This window comes from Phaeobacter sp. LSS9 (assembly GCF_003443595.1).
Taxonomy (GTDB): domain Bacteria; phylum Pseudomonadota; class Alphaproteobacteria; order Rhodobacterales; family Rhodobacteraceae; genus Phaeobacter; species Phaeobacter piscinae.
This window is the reverse complement of the sequence record NZ_CP031956.1, coordinates 1,734,977-1,754,383: the sequence shown is the minus strand read 5'-3', so window position 1 is coordinate 1,754,383 and position 19,407 is coordinate 1,734,977. Positions and strand designations below refer to the sequence as shown.

General features: G+C 59.0%; 18 protein-coding genes. 6 read left to right on the top strand and 12 right to left on the bottom strand.

Annotated features, from left to right (window positions below; all coding sequences use genetic code 11):
• Positions 1-86: 86 nt before the first annotated feature.
• Together D1820_RS08370 and D1820_RS08365 are read left to right on the top strand one after the other, a co-directional pair.
• On the top strand, positions 87-1,088 hold the full coding sequence (locus tag D1820_RS08370; protein ID WP_118068515.1) for an ester cyclase: 1,002 nt from the start codon (positions 87-89) through the stop codon (positions 1,086-1,088).
• Positions 1,085-1,951 (top strand): amidohydrolase, encoded by an 867-nt coding sequence (locus tag D1820_RS08365; protein ID WP_118068513.1) that lies wholly within the window; start codon positions 1,085-1,087, stop codon positions 1,949-1,951. Before D1820_RS08370 ends, D1820_RS08365 begins: the two co-directional genes overlap by 4 nt.
• A gap of 246 nt (positions 1,952-2,197) precedes the next feature.
• On the opposite strand, the gene D1820_RS08360 is transcribed toward D1820_RS08365, so the two are convergent.
• Complete coding sequence (locus D1820_RS08360; RefSeq protein WP_096872291.1) at positions 2,198-2,635, bottom strand: response regulator; 438 nt, start codon at positions 2,633-2,635, stop codon at positions 2,198-2,200.
• Positions 2,632-4,449 carry an ATP-binding protein gene (locus D1820_RS08355; protein ID WP_254683127.1) on the bottom strand — a complete coding sequence of 606 codons (1,818 nt, stop codon included), beginning with the start codon at positions 4,447-4,449 and terminating at the stop codon, positions 2,632-2,634. The genes D1820_RS08360 and D1820_RS08355 overlap by 4 nt, the downstream gene beginning before the upstream one ends.
• Before the next feature lie 171 nt (positions 4,450-4,620).
• Between D1820_RS08355 and D1820_RS08350 the strand changes: the two genes are divergently transcribed.
• Both D1820_RS08350 and D1820_RS08345 read left to right on the top strand, forming a co-directional pair.
• Entirely contained in the window at positions 4,621-6,018 is a 1,398-nt protein-coding gene (locus D1820_RS08350) for an extracellular solute-binding protein (RefSeq protein ID WP_118068512.1), read from the top strand.
• Positions 6,008-6,727 (top strand): sensor histidine kinase KdpD, encoded by a 720-nt coding sequence (locus D1820_RS08345; protein WP_118068511.1) that lies wholly within the window; start codon positions 6,008-6,010, stop codon positions 6,725-6,727. The genes D1820_RS08350 and D1820_RS08345 overlap by 11 nt, the downstream gene beginning before the upstream one ends.
• 21 nt (positions 6,728-6,748) lie before the next feature.
• On the opposite strand, the gene D1820_RS08340 is transcribed toward D1820_RS08345, so the two are convergent.
• From D1820_RS08340 to D1820_RS08330, 3 genes are all read right to left on the bottom strand, one after another.
• Positions 6,749-7,441, bottom strand: coding sequence for a PleD family two-component system response regulator (locus D1820_RS08340; RefSeq protein ID WP_118068510.1), 693 nt, complete (start codon positions 7,439-7,441; stop codon positions 6,749-6,751).
• Between the two features lie 331 nt (positions 7,442-7,772).
• Positions 7,773-8,144, bottom strand: a complete 372-nt coding sequence (locus D1820_RS08335) for a hypothetical protein (RefSeq protein ID WP_102896423.1) — start codon at positions 8,142-8,144, stop codon at positions 7,773-7,775.
• 122 nt (positions 8,145-8,266) lie between these two features.
• Positions 8,267-9,124 carry a LysR family transcriptional regulator gene (locus D1820_RS08330; RefSeq protein ID WP_118068509.1) on the bottom strand — a complete coding sequence of 286 codons (858 nt, stop codon included), beginning with the start codon at positions 9,122-9,124 and terminating at the stop codon, positions 8,267-8,269.
• A 111-nt stretch (positions 9,125-9,235) separates the two neighbouring features.
• Between D1820_RS08330 and D1820_RS08325 the strand changes: the two genes are divergently transcribed.
• Together D1820_RS08325 and D1820_RS08320 are read left to right on the top strand one after the other, a co-directional pair.
• On the top strand, positions 9,236-10,381 hold the full coding sequence (locus tag D1820_RS08325; protein ID WP_040175633.1) for a TauD/TfdA family dioxygenase: 1,146 nt from the start codon (positions 9,236-9,238) through the stop codon (positions 10,379-10,381).
• A complete protein-coding gene (locus tag D1820_RS08320) occupies positions 10,378-11,001 on the top strand; it encodes an HD domain-containing protein (protein WP_118068508.1) in 624 nt (207 codons plus the stop codon). Before D1820_RS08325 ends, D1820_RS08320 begins: the two co-directional genes overlap by 4 nt.
• Positions 11,002-11,178: 177 nt before the next feature.
• On the opposite strand, the gene D1820_RS08315 is transcribed toward D1820_RS08320, so the two are convergent.
• The 7 genes from D1820_RS08315 to D1820_RS08285 form a co-directional block, all read right to left on the bottom strand.
• Positions 11,179-12,324, bottom strand: a complete 1,146-nt coding sequence (locus D1820_RS08315; RefSeq protein ID WP_118068507.1) for an iron-containing alcohol dehydrogenase — start codon at positions 12,322-12,324, stop codon at positions 11,179-11,181.
• A gap of 94 nt (positions 12,325-12,418) precedes the next feature.
• A complete protein-coding gene (locus D1820_RS08310) occupies positions 12,419-13,801 on the bottom strand; it encodes an aldehyde dehydrogenase family protein (protein WP_118068506.1) in 1,383 nt (460 codons plus the stop codon).
• 81 nt (positions 13,802-13,882) lie between these two features.
• Entirely contained in the window at positions 13,883-15,235 is a 1,353-nt protein-coding gene (locus D1820_RS08305; RefSeq protein ID WP_118070109.1) for a glutamine synthetase family protein, read from the bottom strand.
• A 116-nt stretch (positions 15,236-15,351) separates the two neighbouring features.
• The gene (locus D1820_RS08300; RefSeq protein WP_024096202.1) at positions 15,352-16,386 is read right to left on the bottom strand and encodes a TRAP transporter substrate-binding protein; all 1,035 of its coding nucleotides are present in this window, start codon (positions 16,384-16,386) and stop codon (positions 15,352-15,354) included.
• Positions 16,387-16,437: 51 nt separating this feature from the next.
• The gene (locus D1820_RS08295; protein ID WP_118068505.1) at positions 16,438-17,940 is read right to left on the bottom strand and encodes a TRAP transporter large permease subunit; all 1,503 of its coding nucleotides are present in this window, start codon (positions 17,938-17,940) and stop codon (positions 16,438-16,440) included.
• Positions 17,940-18,536, bottom strand: a complete 597-nt coding sequence (locus D1820_RS08290) for a TRAP transporter small permease subunit (RefSeq protein ID WP_118068504.1) — start codon at positions 18,534-18,536, stop codon at positions 17,940-17,942. Before D1820_RS08290 ends, D1820_RS08295 begins: the two co-directional genes overlap by 1 nt.
• On the bottom strand, positions 18,529-19,338 hold the full coding sequence (locus tag D1820_RS08285; RefSeq protein WP_118068503.1) for an N-formylglutamate amidohydrolase: 810 nt from the start codon (positions 19,336-19,338) through the stop codon (positions 18,529-18,531). Before D1820_RS08285 ends, D1820_RS08290 begins: the two co-directional genes overlap by 8 nt.
• Positions 19,339-19,407 lie beyond the last annotated feature (69 nt).

Genomic DNA, 19,407 nt, shown 5'->3' with positions numbered 1-19,407 from the left:
GGTTAGTCTTTGCTGCGTTAATTTGGCAAGATAATTTTGCAATCGTATGCAATGCGGCGTGAAGCGCCTGTAAAATAGGGAAAGAAATGAACGATCTTCAGGCAGCAAAAGCCGTCGTGCGCGCCTTCTATGCCGATCTGGACGCTCCGGATACGAATCTTGAAGCGGCTCTGATTCGACATACATCACCCGATTACCTATGGCGCGGGTTCCACCCATTTAACGAGATGACTGAGGCTGCTGAGGTCGCCCGACAGTTCTGGACGCCACTGCGCAAAAGCCTCACATCGTTGCAGCGGCGTGAGGATATCTTCTTTGCCGGGCGCAATCAGATGGACGATTTCCAAGGCATCTGGGTGGTGTCCATGGGGCATTTGATGGGGCTGTTTGACGCGCCATTTGTTGGCATCCCGCCCACGGGCAAGATTGCGATGCTGCGCTATTGCGAGTTTCACCGGGTGGAAGACGGCAAGATTGCCCAGACCGCGATGTATTTTGATCTCCCGCATCTGATGGCGCAGGCCGGTGTCACAGCTTTTCCCGGTCAGACTGCCGCGCAGCTGGTCCAGCCGGGGCCAATGACGCATGACGGCCTGCTGTTTGACGCGCAACCAGACCACGAAGGCGAGGCGACGCTGGCCGTGATCAACCGCATGATCGGTGAACTGGGGCAGTGGGACAACAAACTCAGTCTTGAGGATGAGTTGCGCCAGACCTGGTGTGAAGACATGTTGTGGTGGGGGCCGACCGGCATCGGCGCGACCTATACGATCGCGCGTTATGCCCAGCAGCATTCCGGCCCGTTTCGCGCGGCCTTCTCGGACAGATCCAAGACCGGTCATACGGCGCGTCTCGCCGAAGGCACCTATGGCGGCTTTGTCGGCTGGCCCAATTTCACCGCGCGCCTAAGCGGCGACTTCATGGGCCGCGAGGCGACCAATGAACGGGGCGAATTCCGGGTGATTGATATTTACCGGCGTAGCGGTGACAAACTTGCAGAAAACTGGATCTTCATTGACCTGCTGCATTTCTGGAAAGGGCAGGGATATGATGTCCTGCAACAGCTCAGCGACGGGACCCTGGCATGATTGACGCGCATCATCATCTTTGGGACCTCACGGCGGTGCACTACCCTTGGCTGGCCGCCAAGGGGGTGTCGCGGTTCTTTGGTGATCCAAGTCCGATCCAGCGCGACTATCTGTTGCCGGAATTTCGCGCAGAGGCCGCTGCCTTGGGGATCACCGGATCTGTTCACATTCAGGTCGGCGCCGAAGATCCGCTGGCGGAGGCGAAGTGGGTGCAAACTGTCGTCGATGCGAACCAGGATTGGCCGATGGTGCAGGTGGTTCATTGCGACCTGACAGCGCCGGATCTGGCGCAGAAACTCGACATTTTCCAGGCGTTGCCCTCGGTCCGGGGCGTGCGCCAGATCGTCGGTCGCGCCCCAGGCGAGGACGCGCAGACCGGCACCAACGCGCTTTTGGATGATCCGCGTTTTCTGGAGGGGCTTATGCTCATTGGAGACCGCGGGCTGTCCTTTGATCTTCAGCTTATCCCTGAGCTGATGGAGAAGACCGCGGGCGTTCTGGCACAGGCTCCTAGAACAAATGTAGCCCTATGCCATGCGGGCAGCCCCCATGATCGAAGCCCCGAGGGATTAACGGCGTGGAGGCAGCAGCTCAAGCAGCTGTCTGACCTTCCACATGTGCGGTGCAAACTTTCAGGTTTGGGTATGTTTCAGCACCGCTGGACCGTTGAGGATTTCAGGCCGATCATTGAGACGTGCCTTGATCAATTTGGTGCTGACCGCTGTATGTTTGGCTCCAACTTTCCGGTGGATAGCCTTTACTCAGACTATGAAACGCTGCTGCGTGCACATGAGAGTTTGGTTCCGGATCGCCTAAGATCACAGGTCTTTGGTGAGACTGCGGCACGTTTTTACCGGTTCTGAGATCCTTTGCTCATGGGCTGGGCAAAACTGGCCAGCGCAAAAGAGGCTATTCATGTCAACCCTGACCCTGACCCTGACCCTGACGCAGGGGCCGGTGAAAGACTGAGGTTGATGGCGCCGATCAGTCCTATCTTCCTTGTTGTATAGCGGAGCCTTAAACGTGCGTCTCCCGACGCGCGGAAGGCGCAGGGACGGGCGAGGCGCAGCGACCGGTGCAGCGTTTTGCGCCGGCGCCCGCAACAAACCTCACTTCAATTTGTTTTCCAACGATACGATCTCGACATAGGCGCCCAGCATCTCCACCGCAGATTTCACCGCATCATAGGCGTTTTCTTTGACGATATAGCCGGCAATCTTATGCTCGTAAGCAACGGCAATGTCCGATGGCGCATCAGAGGTTGTCAGAACAAAAATCACCGAGTTCGCCAGCTCTTTATCCTCGCGCACCTCTGCGAGGAATTCCAACCCGCCCATGCGCGGCATATTCAGGTCCAGAAGGATGATATACGGACGCTCAAGCGCAGCGGAGTTCACACCCCGCAGCAGGTCCAACGCTTCCTGCCCGTCGCCTACAACTTCAATCGGGTTCACAAGGCGGAGTTTTTTTAACGCGCGTTTGATTGCCATCACGGCAACCTCGTCATCGTCTACAATCAGAAACGTAACGGATTCTCTATCGGTCATGCGGCCAATCCTTGGATGTCATTCGGTGTTTTTGCTGAGGGTGTATTGAGTGGGACACGGACCGTAAACACGGTGCCACGGGCCACATCCGGGTTGGAGACGACGGACACGCTGCCGCCCAGTGATCGCGCGAGTTTTTGTACAAGTGCCAAGCCCAGGCCGGATCCCTCTACTTCGTCACGGGATTTAAGTGTCTGAAATAGAACAAATATCTGATCCTGATATTGTTTCGGTATCCCGGGCCCGTCGTCGGCCACTGTGATCTCGACGTAATTGGGGTAGCGCTCGCTGCTGATGCGGATCGTGCCTGAGGATCTGTCGTGGTGCTTGCTCGCGTTGCTGACAAGATTGATCAGAATGGTCTTCAGCGGTGTCAGATAGGCGCCAAAGGAGCCACAATCCTGCTCTACCCTGATTTCGAAAGCGGAGTTTGAATTGAAGTAGAGCCTCAGCTCATCCGCAAATGTAGTCAGGTTGAAGGATCCGTGTTCGCCATCAATCTGGCCGGCACGCGCATAATCCAGCAGGGCAGACAGGTGGCCTGACAACCTGTCCGTACGATTACGGATCAATCCGATATTTTTTTGCGCGTCAGCGGGCATCTCATCGGCGAAATCTTCTTCTGTCCATTCGATCAGATTTGAGATGGCGCGCAGCGGTGCACGCAGGTCATGGGCCGCCACATAGGCGAAGCGTTCCAGTTCCTCATTTGAACGTTTCAGGGCGGCCGCAGTGAGCCGGGATTTCTCCACAGCCTTGGCGATTTCGGCAATCTCATCTGACCCGTTGGTGTCGATCGGATCATCAAGATGGCCGCGCGACATACGCTGAATGTGGCGGGTCAGGCGGTGGATCCGCGAGATCATTCTCACCTCAATCATGAACCACAAAAGAGCAAGAGAAATCAGAAGCATACACATATTGAAGGCGACATCGACGAACCGAATACGCTCCACAATACGGCTCGTTTCCGCGGCGCTTTGGCGAAACTCCATCGCGGCACGCTGGGTGCTCGACCGGGTCCAGGCGCCAATGTTGTTGAGCACGGCCTCCGCCTCACCGTAAAGCTGTTCCTGATCTGCTTGGCGCGTGTGCAGATCCGACAATGCGGCGACCACCCCGTTTGGGCCCAGCATGGTGTTGCGATAATCGACCAAAACACCGGCGATGTCGTGGCGTGCGTCCAGATTTTTCAGTCGGGCAAGACGAGAGGCAAGGATGTTGATCTCTGCCACCAGTCTCTGACGCGCAGCTGTCTGTCCGGCACCGGTTTCGAGGGAGAAATCTTTGGTCAGAATGGCAAGCGAGGCAACGCTGCCAGATATTTCTCCCAAGGTCTTGGCAGTATCGATTGCCCAGGTGACCGACCGGGGGCCCTCCTGTCTGGATTGCGCATCGCGCTGTTGATTGCCGAATTCGATCTGCGCAACAACGATGGATTTTTCCAGCGCCAGGATCTTGTCAACAGCCTGTGACACAAGGGTGTTGATCCGGATGTTCTGAGCGACGATATCCTGACGACCCTTCACCACGTTCTGAAAAACATCCGCATCTGCTGATGACAGTTCTTCGGCGATTGTATCTTCTCGGTCGCTGAAATTCTCGCGAAACAACTGCGAAAGATTGTCGACGCGTCGACTCAGCCCCGCAAGCCCGTCCAGATCGTCGATCAGCCTGACCCGAGCCAGCGTCACCTCCAGCCCGTGTTGCAGGTCGCCGAGGTCGGCAATCCTGTCGAGCAACGGGATTGTCCGATCCGACAGGTTCTCTGTCTTGCGCTCAATGCGGCTTAGGTCGTTCCATTCCGCGTACATCGCGACGCAAATCGACGCGAGGCATATAACGACACAAGATCTGAGGCGTGCGGTTAGCGACACTGCTGGACCCTTCTGCTGCTGGTTTGCTCAACATAGGGTTGAGAGGTTTACTAGTCCTTAACTGGGCGTGGATAGGCTTAAAGATACTGACCACACGCGAGGATCCCCATGTTCACGAGACGCGCCTTTACGACGCATGCCCTTGCGCTTGGCGGGGTTGGCGGCCTGCCTGCTGCTGGGCGTGCCGGACTTGATCACCAGCATCCTAATTTGCTCCGAATTCTGACGCCTCAGGGGGCGGAGGCCAACCTGGCGCCGGTGGCCAAGAGTTTCGAGGCCATGTGCGGGTGCCGAACGGAGTTGGTTGTGGTCGGCGTCGGCGAGGTGAACGCGGTTCTGACACTGGAAGCGATGCTGAATGATGTTGGCGTTGATGTGGCGCTGCCGGCCACTTTTGGCATTCCTGACCTTGTCGAGGCTGAGGCTATTTTGCCCTTGGATGCGCTTGCACAACAATACGCGCCGCAGGGGCTGACTGACGCGATGATGTACACCAGCGGCGATTTTTTTGACGAGCAGCTGTGGGGGTATCAGACCGACGGTGACGTCTTTTTAATGTTCTATAACAAGAAGCTTATCGAGGATCGGGACCTCGCCAATAGATACGCGGACCAGACCGGTACCGCGTTGTCGACGCCGCAAACCTGGGATGAGCTGGACCGACAGATGGCTTTTTTTCACGATCCGGACGCGGGTCGGTATGGCGGCTGCCTGTTTCGCACGGCCGATAAGGTGGCCTGGGAGTGGTGGGCACGGTTTCATGCCAAGGGCGCCTGGCCGTTTTCACCCACGATGGAACCGCAGATCGCAGGAGCGCGTGGGGTTGCTGCGTTGGAGGATATGATGGCCTCCAGCGCGCATCTTGTCGGGGCCGATCTGGATCTGTTTTCCAACTGGGCGCGCTACCAGGAGGGCGATATCTACGCCAACATTGGCTGGGGCGGTACGCAGAAGAGCCTCTATGCGCCCGGTTCGGCGATGCGCGACAATATGATCAATGCGTCGTTGCCCGGAGGGCGTATCGATGAGGCAGTGGTGCCGCTTTCCTATTTCAACTGGGGGTGGAGTTACGTTGTTGCCAAGAACTCAAAACAACCAGAGCTGGCCTATCAGTTTTGCCTCAATGCGGTCTCGCAGCAGGTTGGCGCTGCGGCGATCGCCCAGACCGACGGGTTCTTTGATCCGTTCAGAACCGACCAGTATCAGGATCCGGCCATCATCAAAGCCTACGGAACGCAGTTTCTGACGGTTCATGAGCAGGCGATGCGCGCTTCGATGCCGGATCTGTATCTGGCGCGGCGTGGAGAGTATTTTGAGGCGTTGTCCTATTGGCTGCTGGCCGCACTGGCTGGGGATGTGACCGCTGAGGTCGCGTTGAACAACGTTGCCCAGTCCTGGCGGGCGACGACAGATCGTGTTGGCGTTGAGGTGCAATCGCGCCGCTGGATGGCGTTGCGCGATACCTATCCTGCCGACCTGCGAAAGGTGCTTACCGATGAAACATGATACACCCGATCCGGCCCTGAGCCAGACCATGCGCGATCAGGCCATGATGGAAGTGGTCTATAAGATCGTGCACGACCTGCGCGGATCGGTGCGGGCCATCGCTGAATTGCCAAATTGGATTGAGGAGGACCTGCAGGATGCCGGCATCGCGCTGCCTGAGGGGCCTGCGCAGTCGTTTGATCTGATGCGGCGCCATGCGGAAAAGCTGAACATGATGCTTGATCAGCTGTCGCAGTATTCCAAAACCGAATACCGTGAGACGGAGCGGGTTTCAGTGAGAACCTGTCTGGAACGGGCTATTGCGGCACTGAACCTGCCTAGTGATGTGCGGGTGCGGGCACGATTTGATCCGGCGGAGATCGAAATGAATCCAGATGCGCTGATGTCGGTATTTCTGATCCTGCTGGGAAATGCTGCCGAGCACAACGCGGGACCGGTGCGCATTGCGGTGACCGGAGGCTTGTGCGACGGGCATTGGGACATGATGCTGCGCGACAACGGTGTCGGGTTTCCGGATGGAAAATTGGAACGGGCTTTTGACCCGATGAGCAAGTTTTCGGTTGTGGAGACCGGTGGGGCTGGGATGGGCCTTGCGATCTTGCGCCGTCTTGCTGACAGCTACGGCGGTGTTGTGGAGGCACTCGCACCCCGAACCAAGCGGGACGGGGCGACCATTCGTTTGCGGCTGAAGCAGCCTCGCCAGGACTAGGCGGCGATGATGTGGTCCACCCTAATGGTGGACCGCATTGAAACTGTTGCTGTAATTCTCGATCTCGTCGAAGAAGCGCCAGATGTTCAGGCAATGTGTTTCAATTTCATCAAGCGCTTCAGGGGATGGTGTGAGCCCCTGATTATGGCAGCCGCGAATGAAGGAGATCTGGCGATACATGCGCCGCAGTTTTGGCTGCAATTCGCTGATGCAGCCCTCCGCCATGCCCCGGATCACGTTGCGTGTGGCGTCTTGCACTTCAGATTTCATCGCCGGGTTTGAGAATGTCTCGGCGATGGAGTTGTAGATCACACCATGCAGTTTTTCTGCGGTCAGATTGCCCTTGCCGACATAATCAACGCAGCCAGCGCGCATGGAACTGACCACCGCTTCGGTATCCTCGCGGCCAGAGATCATCACCACCGGTACCTCTTCGGTCTCCAGCTGTTTTTTGACCACAGCCACCGCATCAAGGCCAGAGGCATCGCGCAGCTGGTGATCAATCAGGCAGAGATCAACAACGTTTTCATCCAATGCCCTTTCGAGGTCCTGAATGTCCGAACATGTAATCACCTCGACCGTGCGATCAGCCTGCGCAATGAGCCGCCGCATCCGCGTCCGGTCGAATTCACTGTCATCCAGCACCAAGACGCACAGGTTGCCGGAGGGCAGTGTCGGGTGGCTGGTCTCCATTGTAACCTCAGTACCATTCATGATGACGCCCTTTCCAAAGACTGTAGCCAGAAACTGACATTTCAGCCCTAACGAAAGATTAATATGCCTGCCTTCTGTCGTTAAGACTTTAACCAGGCGGTATAGAGCTGCGCATCGGCAGACCCCGATCCACCCTTGTTCATAAGCTGTTAAGGCTGTTTTCCCCCTTTTTTCCTTGGGTGGCCGCATGAGAGGTCTCAGTATTTCTGAGGTTTTCCGGAATATATTTTATCTATGAAATTGTTTGGGGCCGATGGTATTTCCCGGATATCACCGACCGTAATTTTCCCGCAAAATCGTTTCTGCCTGGGTCTCGGACGGCGACGTGCTGCTAGAGCATGAGGCCGGCGATTCCCAAAATCGTCACCGGTACGAACAAAAAACCCTGCGGAATGTCCTTGTAGCGCTGACCATTCAGGACCGGCAGGGCGAGCCCCCAGATGGCGTAGGCAGCGGCCAGACCAGTGGCGAGGATCGCAGCGATTTCGGCCTCGCCCGACCATGCAGGCCAGAGGAAGAGCGCCGCCACAGCCGCCAGATTTATGCTCACGAGATGCCAGCAGTAATAATTGACGTAGCGCACCTCCGCCGACAGGTCGCGGGCGTCCAGCAGGGGGCGTGCGACGCTGGGGCCGCCGGCAAAAATGTGCAATAGAGTGTTGATGACAGACAGGCCACCAGCGGCCAAGAGCCAGATATTCATGCGCGTTCGTACTCCAAATGGTTCGATAGTCTTTACAGCGCAGAAAATGTCGGGCCATTCGCAGCGGGGCAATGGGGCAGGCTGCCATCGCGACAATACGCGCCTGACCCAAGAGGCCGTCATCAAGTCATGATGCGGGCCAACTCGGTCCATTGGGTGCGGCTGACCGCATCCTGCCCAGCGATCATCCAATAGGTGGCGTGATGGTCAAGCTGGTCCTGACCCATCCGCACCAGCCGCCCGGCTGCCAGATCCTGATTGCAGAGCGGCAGGGATCCCAGCACCACGCCAGTGCCGGCACGGGCCGCCCCCAGAGCGGACAGAAACGTATCAAATCGCAGGTGTGGGACCGGCGTTGATCCACCACCATGGCAGGCCACCCAATCCGGCCACCCCGGCCGGGGGCCAGAGCAGGCGATCCGGGGCCACTCGCTCCAGTGGCCGTCTCTGCGACCAATCAACTCCGGGGACGCCATGGGGGCGATCCCTTCGGAATAGAGCGGCAGCTTGTAGGGATGCGGCCAGTCGCCAACGCCGTAGCGGATGCGGACCACCTCGTCCTCTACCGCATCATGGGCGCCCAGGACCATGGTCCGTATCGCCAACTGGCCGCCTGCGATGTCGCTCAGGGCGGCCAGCCGCGGGGTGAGCCACAAATCAATGACCGATTGGCTTGCGGAAATCGTCAGCTGTCGTCGTCCGGTGCCAAACAGCGCTTCGGAGCTGTCGCGCATCGTATCCAAGGCCGATTGGATGTGTGGTAACCAGGCTTCGCCCTCCACGGTCAGTGTGATGGCGCGGGGGTGGCGGTGAAACAGCGCGGTGCCCAGCCGCTTCTCCAGCTGAGAGATACGCTGTGAAATGGCGGATTGAGTGATCCCCGTTTCCGCAGCCGCCGCGGTAAAGCTGCCGCAGCGTGCCGCCGCCTCAAAGGCGCGGATCCATTCCAGGGGTGGCAGGGTGGGGCGCTGCTGTTGCATTAGCTGACCTTGGCCTTAGTGCGGAAATTCCTAATTTGAGATTATGTAGGGGCAATGGCAACATGCGCGCAAGAGTCATCTTCCGCGTTGCGGACCATCATTGAGGATACCATGCCGACAGTCACGATTGCCCCGGCGGGCGACTACCTTACCCTATCTCTTGGAACGTCTGAGCTGCGCTTTCACGCGATCTGGTTGCGCGACAATGCCAGCGACCCGGAAACCCGCGCCGAAGCCAACGGTCAGCGCCTGATTGCGTTGCGGGATATCCCGGCAGACACCACGATTGCGGAGGCCACGCTGGAGGGTGGCAGCCTCAAGGTACAATTTGCGCCCGAAAACAAGAACGTGGCCTATGATCTTTCGTGGCTGGAGGCCCACGCCTACGACCGCGCTGCCTGTGATGACGCTGGGTGGCTCGCCGACGGGGTCGAGACCTGGGACGCAGGGTTGATGGACGGCGTGCCCACTGGCGACTTTGCGGCGCTGGAAGCTGGCGGTGCGGCGCTAGGCGACTGGCTGGGCGCTGTGACGCGCTATGGCTTTGGCAAGGTCGTCAACGGGCCGATCGAAGAAGGCGCGTTGTTCCGCGTGGTCGACCTCTTCGGGCACGTTCGTGAGACCAACTACGGACGCCATTTTGAGGTGCGCACCGAAGTGAACCCGACCAACCTGGCCTTCACCGGTCTGGGCTTGCAGGCGCATACCGACAATCCATATCGCGATCCGGTGCCGACCATTCAGGTGCTCTACTGCCTCGAAAGCTCGGCTGCCGGGGGTGAAAATATGGTTGTTGACGGTTTTGCCGCCGCGCTGCGCCTCAAGGCCGAGAATGAGGCCTATTTCAATGTGCTGGCAGAACACTGTGCGCGATTTGAATACGCAGGCGAGGCCGGCGTCTGCCTGACCTCTCGTCGCCCGATGATCGAGCTGGCCCCCGATGGGGAGCTGATCGGGGTGCGTTTCAACAATCGATCACTGGCCGCGGTGCAGGATGTCCCGTTCGAGAAGATGGCGCTCTATTATGCGGCCTATCGCCGATTGGGCGAGATCATCGACGATACGGCGATGGAGGTCACGTTCCGTCTTAATCCCGGCGAGGCCTTTGTGGTCGACAACACCCGCGTCTTGCACGCGCGCAAGGGCTACTCGGGTGAGGGGACGCGGTGGTTGCAGGGCTGTTATGCTGACAAGGACGGGCTACGGTCGGCTCATGAGGCGCGCCGACGTCAGGCGTTGGCGGAGGCGGCCGAATGACCAGCAGCCAGCCACAGCCAGCAACCACGCATGTCCCACCAGCGACGTTGGATCGGGACACAATCGTCGCCTTCCTCGGCTCCATCTTCGACCGGCGCGGCGGGGAGGAATATCTGGGTGAGCCGGTGACCATGGGCGAACATATGCTGCAGGGCGCCACCATCGCCGAGCAGAATGGTCAGCCTGAGGAGATCATCGTCGGTGCGCTGTTGCATGACATCGGGCATTTCACCTCGGAGTTTGGCACCTATCATCCCGATGATACCGAGGATCGCCATCATGAGGACGCGGGCGCAGAGGTGTTGGAGCGGTTCTTTCCCAGTGTGATCACGGATTGCTGCCGCTACCACGTTGCGGCCAAACGGTATCTCTGCGCGACGAAGCCCGAGTATTTCAAACGGCTGTCCCCGGCGTCCGTCCATACGCTGGAGCTGCAGGGCGGGCCGATGAACGCTGAGGAGGTTGCAGCGTTTGAGGCCAATCCAAACCTGAAAGAGATTATCGCGGTGCGCTATCTTGATGAGGCAGGCAAACGGGCAGGCATGGAAACCCCTGATTTCTGGCATTTCGCGCCAATGGTTCAGCGGATGGTGGACCGTCACTGCGGTGTGTCTGACTAAGTATTGAGCCGACGATAGCACTGCACGAAACTGCGGCCCCTCTCAGCTTGGAGAGGGGCCGCAGTCATAAGGTGCCCTATGCTGCGTCAAAGACGCGCCGGGTTATCTATGTGCTGCGCTGCGCCGGGGGCGGAACAAGCGCAGCCGCACGATCATTGCAGATATGATCTGCGTGGATCACATGGCATCCTTGAACAGTTGGGTGAGATTGGCCTCGTCAAGAACGACAGGGTTGCCGCCGCAGGAGGGATCAATCAGTGCGCCCTTTACCAGTTCGGGGATGGCCGCCTCCGTGACGCCCAGCTCTGAGAGGCCACGTGGAATGCCGAGGCTGTCGTTCAGGTCCTGCACGTAGGTGCAGAAGCCTTCAAAGCCGCCTTTAATGCCCAGATAGGCCGCCGCCATGTTGAACCGTTCCCGGATTTCCGGCGCGTTGAAGGTCAGCACCGCAGGCATGCAGACCGCATTGGTGGTGCCGTGGTGAGTGTTGAAATGCGCACCGATGGGGTGGCTCATGGCGTGGATCGCGCCCAAACCCTTCTGGAAGGCGGTGGCGCCCATTGCGGCGGCGGACATCATCTGCGCGCGGGCCTCAATGTCGGTGCCATCCGCATAGGCGCGTGGCAGGTAGTCCTTCACCAGGCGCATGCCTTCCAGTGCGATGCCCTGGGACATCGGGTGATAATGGGGGGAGGAGAACGCCTCGACACAATGGGCAAAGGCATCCAATCCGGTGCCTGCGGTGATGAACTTGGGCATGCCGACGGTCAGTTCAGGGTCGCAGATCACCACGGTTGGCAGCACCTTGGGGTGGAAGATGATCTTTTTCTGATGGGTCACGCTGTCGGTGATCACAGAGGCGCGACCCACTTCGGAACCGGTACCAGCCGTGGTCGGCACCGCGATGATCGGCGCGATGGCATCGGCATCGGCGCGGGTCCACCAGTCGCCGATATCTTCAAAATCCCAGACCGGCCGCGTCTGGCCGCACATGAAGGCGACCATCTTGCCCAGATCCAGACCGGAACCGCCGCCAAAGGCGATCACCCCGTCATGATCGCCTGCCTTATAGGCGGCCACACCGGCCTCAAGGTTCTTCTCATTCGGGTTGGGATCAACCTCTGAGAACATCGCCCGCCGGAGGCCCGCAGCCTCCAGGATATCGAGCGTGGATTGGGTGACCGGCAGATCGGCCAGGCCTTTGTCGGTGACCAGCAGCGGCTTTTTCATGCCCGCTGCCGCGCAGGCCTCGGCCAGCTCCTTGATCCGGCCAGCGCCAAACTTGATTGCGGTCGGGTAGGACCAGTTTCCAACAAGAGTCATAGGTGTGTTCCTGTGATGAAGCCGGGGAGGGGGCGCTGCCCCCGCTTGCCCTGCGGCAAGCCCCCCGGAGTATTTTTCGGAAAGATGACGGGGCTCAGCCCGTGACCTTTTTCAGATGATAGGATTTTGGGCGGGTGAGGTTATGATAGCCGATGACAGAGAGGCCGCCCCCGCGCCCGGTGTTCTTGCAGCCGGTCCAGCACAGACCGGGGTCCAGATAATCGGCGCGGTTCATGAAGACGGTGCCGGTTTCGATCTGATCACCAACACGGGTCGCACGCTCCACATCCCCGGTCCACAGCGAGGCAGTGAGGCCAAATTCGCTGTCATTCATCAACTCGATGGCCTCCGCGTCGGAGGAGACTTTCATGATGCCCACCACGGGGCCAAAGCTCTCGTCGCGCATCACCCGCATGTCATGGGTCACATTGGTCAGGATCTGCGGTGTCAGATAGGCGCCACCGTCGTCTTCGACAAATGTCTCGATATGAGCCACGGCGCCTGCCTCAACGGCCTCAGCAATCTGGCTGCGTACCTCAGCTGCAAAGCGCACATTGGCCATCGGACCGATGGTGGTCTCCTGCTCCAGCGGATTGCCCAGTTTGTAGCCCTTGATGATGGCAACAGCCTTTTCGACGAAGGCGTCGTAAAGGCTTTCATGTACATAGATCCGCTCGATCCCGCAGCAGCACTGACCGGAATTGAACATGGCGCCATCGATCAGCGTATCCACTGCCGCATCAAGATCGGCGTCTTCCATCACATAGCCCGGATCCTTGCCGCCCAGCTCGGTGCCGACACCGGTAAAGGTGCCCGCTGCCGCGCGCTCCATCGCCTGACCGCCACCGACAGAGCCGGTGAAGTTCACGAAGTCAAACGCGCGGTCTGCAATCAGTGCCGATGTGGTGTCATGATCGAGGAAGATATTCTGGAACACATCCGCCGGAATGCCAGCCGACTGGAAGGCCTGCGCCATGCGCTCGCCCACCAGAAGCGTTTGGGTGGCGTGTTTCAGCACCACGGTATTGCCCGCAATCAGGGCCGGCGCGACGGTGTTGATCGCGGTCATATAGGGGTAGTTCCAGGGCGCCACCACCAGCACCACGCCATGGGGAACATGTTTGATGTAGCGCTTGAAGGTTGCGTCCTCGCCGACCTCGATATCGGCCAGCGCGTCTTCGGCGATCTGCGCCATATGGCTGGCGCGCTCGTTGAAGCCGCCAAATTCACCGCCATAGCGCACCGGGCGCCCCATCATATGGGCCAGTTCCGGTACGATTTCATCGTTCATCGCGCCTATAGCCGCCACGCCGGCCATCACCAGATCAACCCGCTCTTGCAGGGGGCGGGCAGCCCAGGCCGTCTGGGCCGTGCGGGCTGCGGTCACGCGCTCCGCTGCGGTCTCCGGTGACAGCGTCTCACGCTCGGCATAGACCGATCCGTCGATCGGTGAGATACATTTCAGGGTCTGGCCCATGGTCTTCCTCATGTGGTTTGACGGGGGCACGCCCCCATTGTCATCTTTCCAAAAATACTCTCGCCGAAGGCTCTGCGCGCCTCAGGCGCGCTCGAACCCGCGGGCAATCTCGTAATCGGTCACGATCCGCTCGAAATCCTCGATTTCCACTTCGGCGGCGCGCACGTAGTGATCCACCACGTCATCGCCCATTGCAGCCCGCAACATGGCCGAGCCTTTGAGTGCCACAGCCGCATCCCGCAGCGTGCCTGGGATCATGCCGGTGTCGCCCTGATAGACATCGCCCTTGGTGGGGGCTTGCAGCTCCAGGCCTTCCTCGATGCCCGCAATACCCGCGGCCAGCATGCCTGCGATCGCCAGATAGGGGTTCATGTCCGAGCCCGGAATGCGACATTCGACGCGGATGGCTTTGCTGCCGACACCGCACAGACGATAGCCCGCCGTGCGGTTGTCCACCGACCAGATGATCCGGGTCGGGGCAAAGGTGCCCTTCATGAAGCGTTTGTAGCTGTTGATATAGGGCGCCATGAAGGAGGTGTAATCGGGTGCGTATTTCAGCAATCCCGCCATGTAATTCTTCATCAGCGCCGACATGCCCAGCTCATCGCTCTCGTCAAAGAAGGCGGGTTTGCCGTCTTGCCACAACGACTGATGCACATGGGAGGAGGAGCCGACCTTGTCGTGGCTCCATTTCGGCAGGAAGGTCACTGCATGGCCCTGCTGCTGGGCGATTTCCTTCACCGCATGTTTGGCGATGGTGTGATAGGTGGCGGTGTCCATCGCCGCGGCGTATTTGATGTTCAGCTCTTCCTGACCGGTCTCTGCTTCGCCCTTGGAGTTTTCGATTGGCAGGCCCGCGTCCCACAGATGGTTGCGGATCGGGCGCAGCACATGCTCCTCGCGGGAGGTCTGCAGGATGCTGTAGTCCTCATTATAGCCCGAGATCGGCTCCAGATCGCGGAAGCCTGACTTACGGATCGCATCGAAGCTCTTCTCGAAGAGGAAAAACTCCAGCTCGGTGGCGCACATCGCGTCAAACCCCATCTCCTTGAGACGGTTCACCTGACGCTTCAGGATGGCGCGGGGGGAATGGGGGACCTCTTCGTGGGCGTGGTGATCCAGCACATCGCAAAGCACCATCACGGTGCCTTCGAGCCAGGGCACCGGGCGCAAAGTTGCCAGATCCGGCTTCATGACGTAGTCGCCATAGCCGTTTTCCCAGCTGGTCGACGCATAGCCATCCGGTGTCGCCATCGCCAGATCGGTGGCCAGAAGATAGTTGCAGCAATGGGTCTCTTCCCAGGCGCCATTCACAAAATGCTTGGCGTGGAAACGCTTGCCCATCAGCCGCCCCTGCATGTCCACAAGGCAGACCAGAACAGTGTCAACGCTGCCAGCAGAAACCTGGTCAGCAAGAGTGTCGAAGGAGAGCATGAGCAGCCCTTTGCGTTTTGAGGCCAGAACTTTTTGACAAAAAAGTTTGGCAAATTCCTTTGAAAGGAGTTTGGCCCACCGCATGCGGGCCAAACTCCGGTTTTTGGACGGTAGACTTAGCCGTAGCGGTAGGGGCGTCCGGCTTTCTGCATGTCTGCGTTGTACTTCTTGATGATTTCGACAACACGCGCCTTGGTCGGGCTTTCGGCGGCGATCTCATCCCAGAACTTGTAGGCGGCTTCCTCAACCGTTGCCCATTCTTCATCGGGGATTGAGGTCAGCTCCATCTTCGGGCCGTTGACGCGCAGGTCTGCTTCGCCGCCCCAATACCACCACTGGCGGTAATAATGCGACTGGTCACAGCAGACGCGGAACAGGGTCTGCAGATCTTCCGGCAGCTCGTTCCAGCGGCCCTGATTGGCAAAGAAGGACCCAGCCCAGGCACCGGAGATGTTGTTGGTCAGGAAGTAGTTGGTCACATCTGCCCAGCCGACGGTGTAATCCTCGGTGATGCCGGACCATGCGATCCCATCGAGTTCACCGGTCTGCATGGCGACTTCGATGTCTTCCCACGGCAGGGTGACAGGCACCACGCCGAACTGGCTGAGGAAGCGGCCAGCGGTCGGGAAGGTAAAGACGCGCTTGCCTTTCAGATCGGCAAGGCTGCGGATTGGATCCTTGGTGGCAAAGTGGCAGGGATCCCAAGCGCCGGCGGAGATGTGCTTGACGCCGACCTTGGAATATTCTTCGTCCCAGATCTCATTCAGCCCATATTTGTTGAACAGGACCGGCACGTCGAGCGAGTAGCGCGAGGCAAAGGGGAAATAACCGCCAAAGACCGTCACATCGGTCGGGGAGGCCATCGAGTCATCATCGGACTGCACCGCATCGATGGTGCCACGCTGCATAGCGCGGAACAATTCGCCGGTGGGGACCAGCTGATCGGCATAATAAAGCTCGATCTGCATACGGTCGCCCGCGATCTTGTTGAACATGTCGATGGCGGGTTTCACCACATGTTCGGCCAGCGCCGCACCGGCATAGGTCTGCATCCGCCATGTGATTTTGGATTGGGCCAGTGCAGGGGTGGCCAGCGGAGCCGCGAGGGCACCGACACCGGCAGTCTGAATAAACTTACGTCTTGTCGTCATATCTCTTCTCCATGTTGAAATTCCGGCCCCCTTGCGGGGCTCTTCTGAGGGTTATTTTCCGTAAACATATTCCGGCAGCCACAGGGCGATCTGCGGGAAGATCATCACCAAAGCCAGGGCCACGACCATCACGGCCGCAAAGGGGATGATTGAGACATAAATATCCTTAAGCCCGATCTCTGGCGGCGCCATCGCCCGCATCAGGAACAGGTTATAGCCGAAGGGCGGCGTCATATAGGCGATCTGGGTGGTGATGGTATAGAGCACACCGTACCAGATCAGATCGAACCCCAGCGCGCCCACCAGCGGCACGTAAAGTGGCGCCACAATTACCAGCATCGCCGTGTCATCAAGGAATGTACCCATCACGATGAAGCTCAGCTGCATCAGGATCAGGATCATCCAGGGCGACAGCCCCAGCTGCGTGGTGAACAGATCCTCGATCGCCTTCACCGCACCCAGACCATCAAAGATCGCGCCAAAGCCAAGGGCGGCCAGGATGATCCACATGAACATGCAGGAGATGCCGAGTGTGGAGCGCACAGAGGTTTCAAACACCTCCTTGTTCATGCGCCCCTTGAGGATCGCGGCGATAAAGGCGGTCATGGCTCCGATGGCAGAGCTTTCGACCAGCGAGGTCCAGCCATTGACAAAGGGCACCATCATCGCGGCAAAAATCGCCAGCGGCAGCACGCCGGAGAACAGCAGGCGATATTTTTCACGCATGAAGACATCGTGATAGAAGGCAGGAATGCCGCGGGTCACAAAGGCCAGAACAGACCCGACCAGCGCCACGCCGATTACGGGCTTTGCCTCGATGATACCCAGTTTTACCACCAGCGGCACCAGCACCAGCAGTGCCAGCACGACATAGTTCAGCCGCAACGGATGATCGCTGATGCGTTCGTATTCGGCCAGATCCTCAGGGCTCATCGCCGGGCCAAGCTCGGGCTGCATGCGGGCGCGCAGATAGATGTAGATGATGAACATCGTCGCCATCAGAAGCCCCGGTACCACACCGGCCAGCCAGAGCTGCCCGACAGGCTGGCGCGCGATCATCGCATAGAGAACCAGCACCACCGAGGGTGGCACCAGAATGCCCAGGGATGATCCGGCCTGAATGGTGCCGGTCACAAGGGTTTTGTCATAGCCCCGGCGTAACAGTTCGGGCAGCGCAATGGTGGCACCGATTGCCATACCCGCCACCGACAGGCCGTTCATCGCGGAAATCAGGACCATCAGGCCGATGGTGCCAATGGCAAGCCCGCCTTTGACGGGTCCCATCCACACGTGGAACATCCGGTAGAGATCATCGGCAATCTTGGATTCCGACAGCACATAGCCCATGAAAATGAACATCGGCAGTGTCAGCAGCGGATACCACTTCATCAGTTTCATGGCTGCTGAAAACGGAATCTCGCTGCCGCCCGTACCCCAGAGCAGGAGACCCGCAACGGCGCCGACAAATCCGATGGCGCCAAACACGCGCTGACCGGTCATCAGCATCAGCATCATGCCGGCAAACATCATAATGGCGATGAGTTCATAGGACATTAGAAGTCGTCTCCGCGAAGGCGTCCGAGATCACGGAACAATTCAGCAAGGCATTGCAGCAGCATCAGAAAGACGCCGAAACAGAGGATGGTTTTGATGGGCCACATGAAGGGGCGCCAGGCGGTAGAGCTGCGTTCCAGATAGCCGAGCTTGGCACTGGCAGCATCCAGACCTTCGGTCACGAGGGTCATCAGAAGGTCGCCAAAGAATTGAAATGGCTCCAGCCCGAAATAGCCCAGCGAATAGGCGGTGGAGCTGATGGCCCCGTAAAAGAGCACGCTCAGATAGATCATCAGGAACAGCACGGTGAAGGCGTCCACCCATGCTTTGGTTTTCAGCGACCAGGACCCGTAGAATAGATCCATACGGACGTTGCTGCCCATCTGGATCGAGTAAGGCCCACCCAGAATATAATAGGCAACCATGACAAACTGCGCGGTCTCCAACGTCCAGAGCGAGGGGTTGAAGAAGGTCTTGGAGATCGACGACCACAGCAAAACGCCCACCAGCACAAAGATCAGATACATGGCAAAGCGGCCAATCAGCCGGTTCATCGCATCAATGGCGCGCACGTAGCTTTTGATGGCTCTAGGCATTGGCGGCCCCCTTGGTGACGAGGGTCGCAAGCGCCGGGCGCAGCAGGCACAGCAACTCTTCGGTCATGGTGGTTTCCTGTTCGGGGGTGCGCAGCAGATCGTTGCGGATCTCGATCATCACATTTGCCAGACCGTTGTCTTGGCCATGCAGCACCAGGGAATGGGTGACGCCGTCCTGCGGACCATAAGGCGCATTGCGCTCAACCTGGCGGTGCGGCAGCGCAGGTGCCGCGTCCAGCATCGCGTCCGCCAGCCGCGTATCATCATCGTGCAGAATGCCGATTTCGACACTGCGCGGGCTGCCGTAGTAGACCGGCGTGAAGCTGTGGACGGTGACCAGCATCGTCTCACGACCAGCAGCCTTGCGATCTGCAATCACCTTGGCCACAGCCGCGCAGAAAGGGTCGTAGACGGTTGCCACCCGTTCTGCCCGCGCCGCTGCATCCAGATCGCGGTTGCCCGGCACCTCGATCAGTTCCGATTTGGCGGGCATGGCGCTTGGGGCTTCGGGGGGGCGGTTGCAGTCATAGACCAGTCGCGACACGCAGCTTGCAACCAATGGCGCGTCCAGCGCCGCCGACAGGCCCTTGGCTACTGCCAATGCACCGGGATCCCAGGCCGCGTGACTGCTGCGATCTTCCTCTGACAGGCCAAGCCCCTCGTATCGGGCCGGGATGTGGTTGCTGGCATGTTCGCACAGCACCAGCACCGCGCCGGTTCCAGTCGCATTCCAGACCTCCACCGCCCGGTTGGGCAGATCTGGCGAGGCGGCAGATGGAGCGTTGGAATCGCTCAGTGACATTGGGTACTCCCTGATTTTGGAAAAATGTTTTCACGTACGACTTTTTGTGTCAATATCTTTTCAGCACCA

Excerpts from the sequence above, each read along its gene's own strand:
- D1820_RS08345 (WP_118068511.1), top strand. The coding sequence starts at position 6,008 with ATGAAACATGATACACCCGATCCGGCCCTGAGCCAGACCATGCGCGAT.
- D1820_RS08350 (WP_118068512.1), top strand. The coding sequence starts at position 4,621 with ATGTTCACGAGACGCGCCTTTACGACGCATGCCCTTGCGCTTGGCGGG.
- D1820_RS08340 (WP_118068510.1), bottom strand. The coding sequence starts at position 7,441 with ATGAATGGTACTGAGGTTACAATGGAGACCAGCCACCCGACACTGCCC.
- D1820_RS08355 (WP_254683127.1), bottom strand. The coding sequence starts at position 4,449 with ATGTACGCGGAATGGAACGACCTAAGCCGCATTGAGCGCAAGACAGAG.
- D1820_RS08360 (WP_096872291.1), bottom strand. The coding sequence starts at position 2,635 with ATGACCGATAGAGAATCCGTTACGTTTCTGATTGTAGACGATGACGAG.
- D1820_RS08325 (WP_040175633.1), top strand. The coding sequence starts at position 9,236 with ATGCCGACAGTCACGATTGCCCCGGCGGGCGACTACCTTACCCTATCT.
- D1820_RS08335 (WP_102896423.1), bottom strand. The coding sequence starts at position 8,144 with ATGAATATCTGGCTCTTGGCCGCTGGTGGCCTGTCTGTCATCAACACT.
- D1820_RS08310 (WP_118068506.1), bottom strand. The coding sequence starts at position 13,801 with ATGGGCCAGACCCTGAAATGTATCTCACCGATCGACGGATCGGTCTAT.
- D1820_RS08295 (WP_118068505.1), bottom strand. The coding sequence starts at position 17,940 with ATGTCCTATGAACTCATCGCCATTATGATGTTTGCCGGCATGATGCTG.
- D1820_RS08365 (WP_118068513.1), top strand. The coding sequence starts at position 1,085 with ATGATTGACGCGCATCATCATCTTTGGGACCTCACGGCGGTGCACTAC.
- D1820_RS08370 (WP_118068515.1), top strand. The coding sequence starts at position 87 with ATGAACGATCTTCAGGCAGCAAAAGCCGTCGTGCGCGCCTTCTATGCC.
- D1820_RS08315 (WP_118068507.1), bottom strand. The coding sequence starts at position 12,324 with ATGACTCTTGTTGGAAACTGGTCCTACCCGACCGCAATCAAGTTTGGC.
- D1820_RS08285 (WP_118068503.1), bottom strand. The coding sequence starts at position 19,338 with ATGTCACTGAGCGATTCCAACGCTCCATCTGCCGCCTCGCCAGATCTG.
- D1820_RS08290 (WP_118068504.1), bottom strand. The coding sequence starts at position 18,536 with ATGCCTAGAGCCATCAAAAGCTACGTGCGCGCCATTGATGCGATGAAC.
- D1820_RS08305 (WP_118070109.1), bottom strand. The coding sequence starts at position 15,235 with ATGCTCTCCTTCGACACTCTTGCTGACCAGGTTTCTGCTGGCAGCGTT.
- D1820_RS08330 (WP_118068509.1), bottom strand. The coding sequence starts at position 9,124 with ATGCAACAGCAGCGCCCCACCCTGCCACCCCTGGAATGGATCCGCGCC.
- D1820_RS08300 (WP_024096202.1), bottom strand. The coding sequence starts at position 16,386 with ATGACGACAAGACGTAAGTTTATTCAGACTGCCGGTGTCGGTGCCCTC.
- D1820_RS08320 (WP_118068508.1), top strand. The coding sequence starts at position 10,378 with ATGACCAGCAGCCAGCCACAGCCAGCAACCACGCATGTCCCACCAGCG.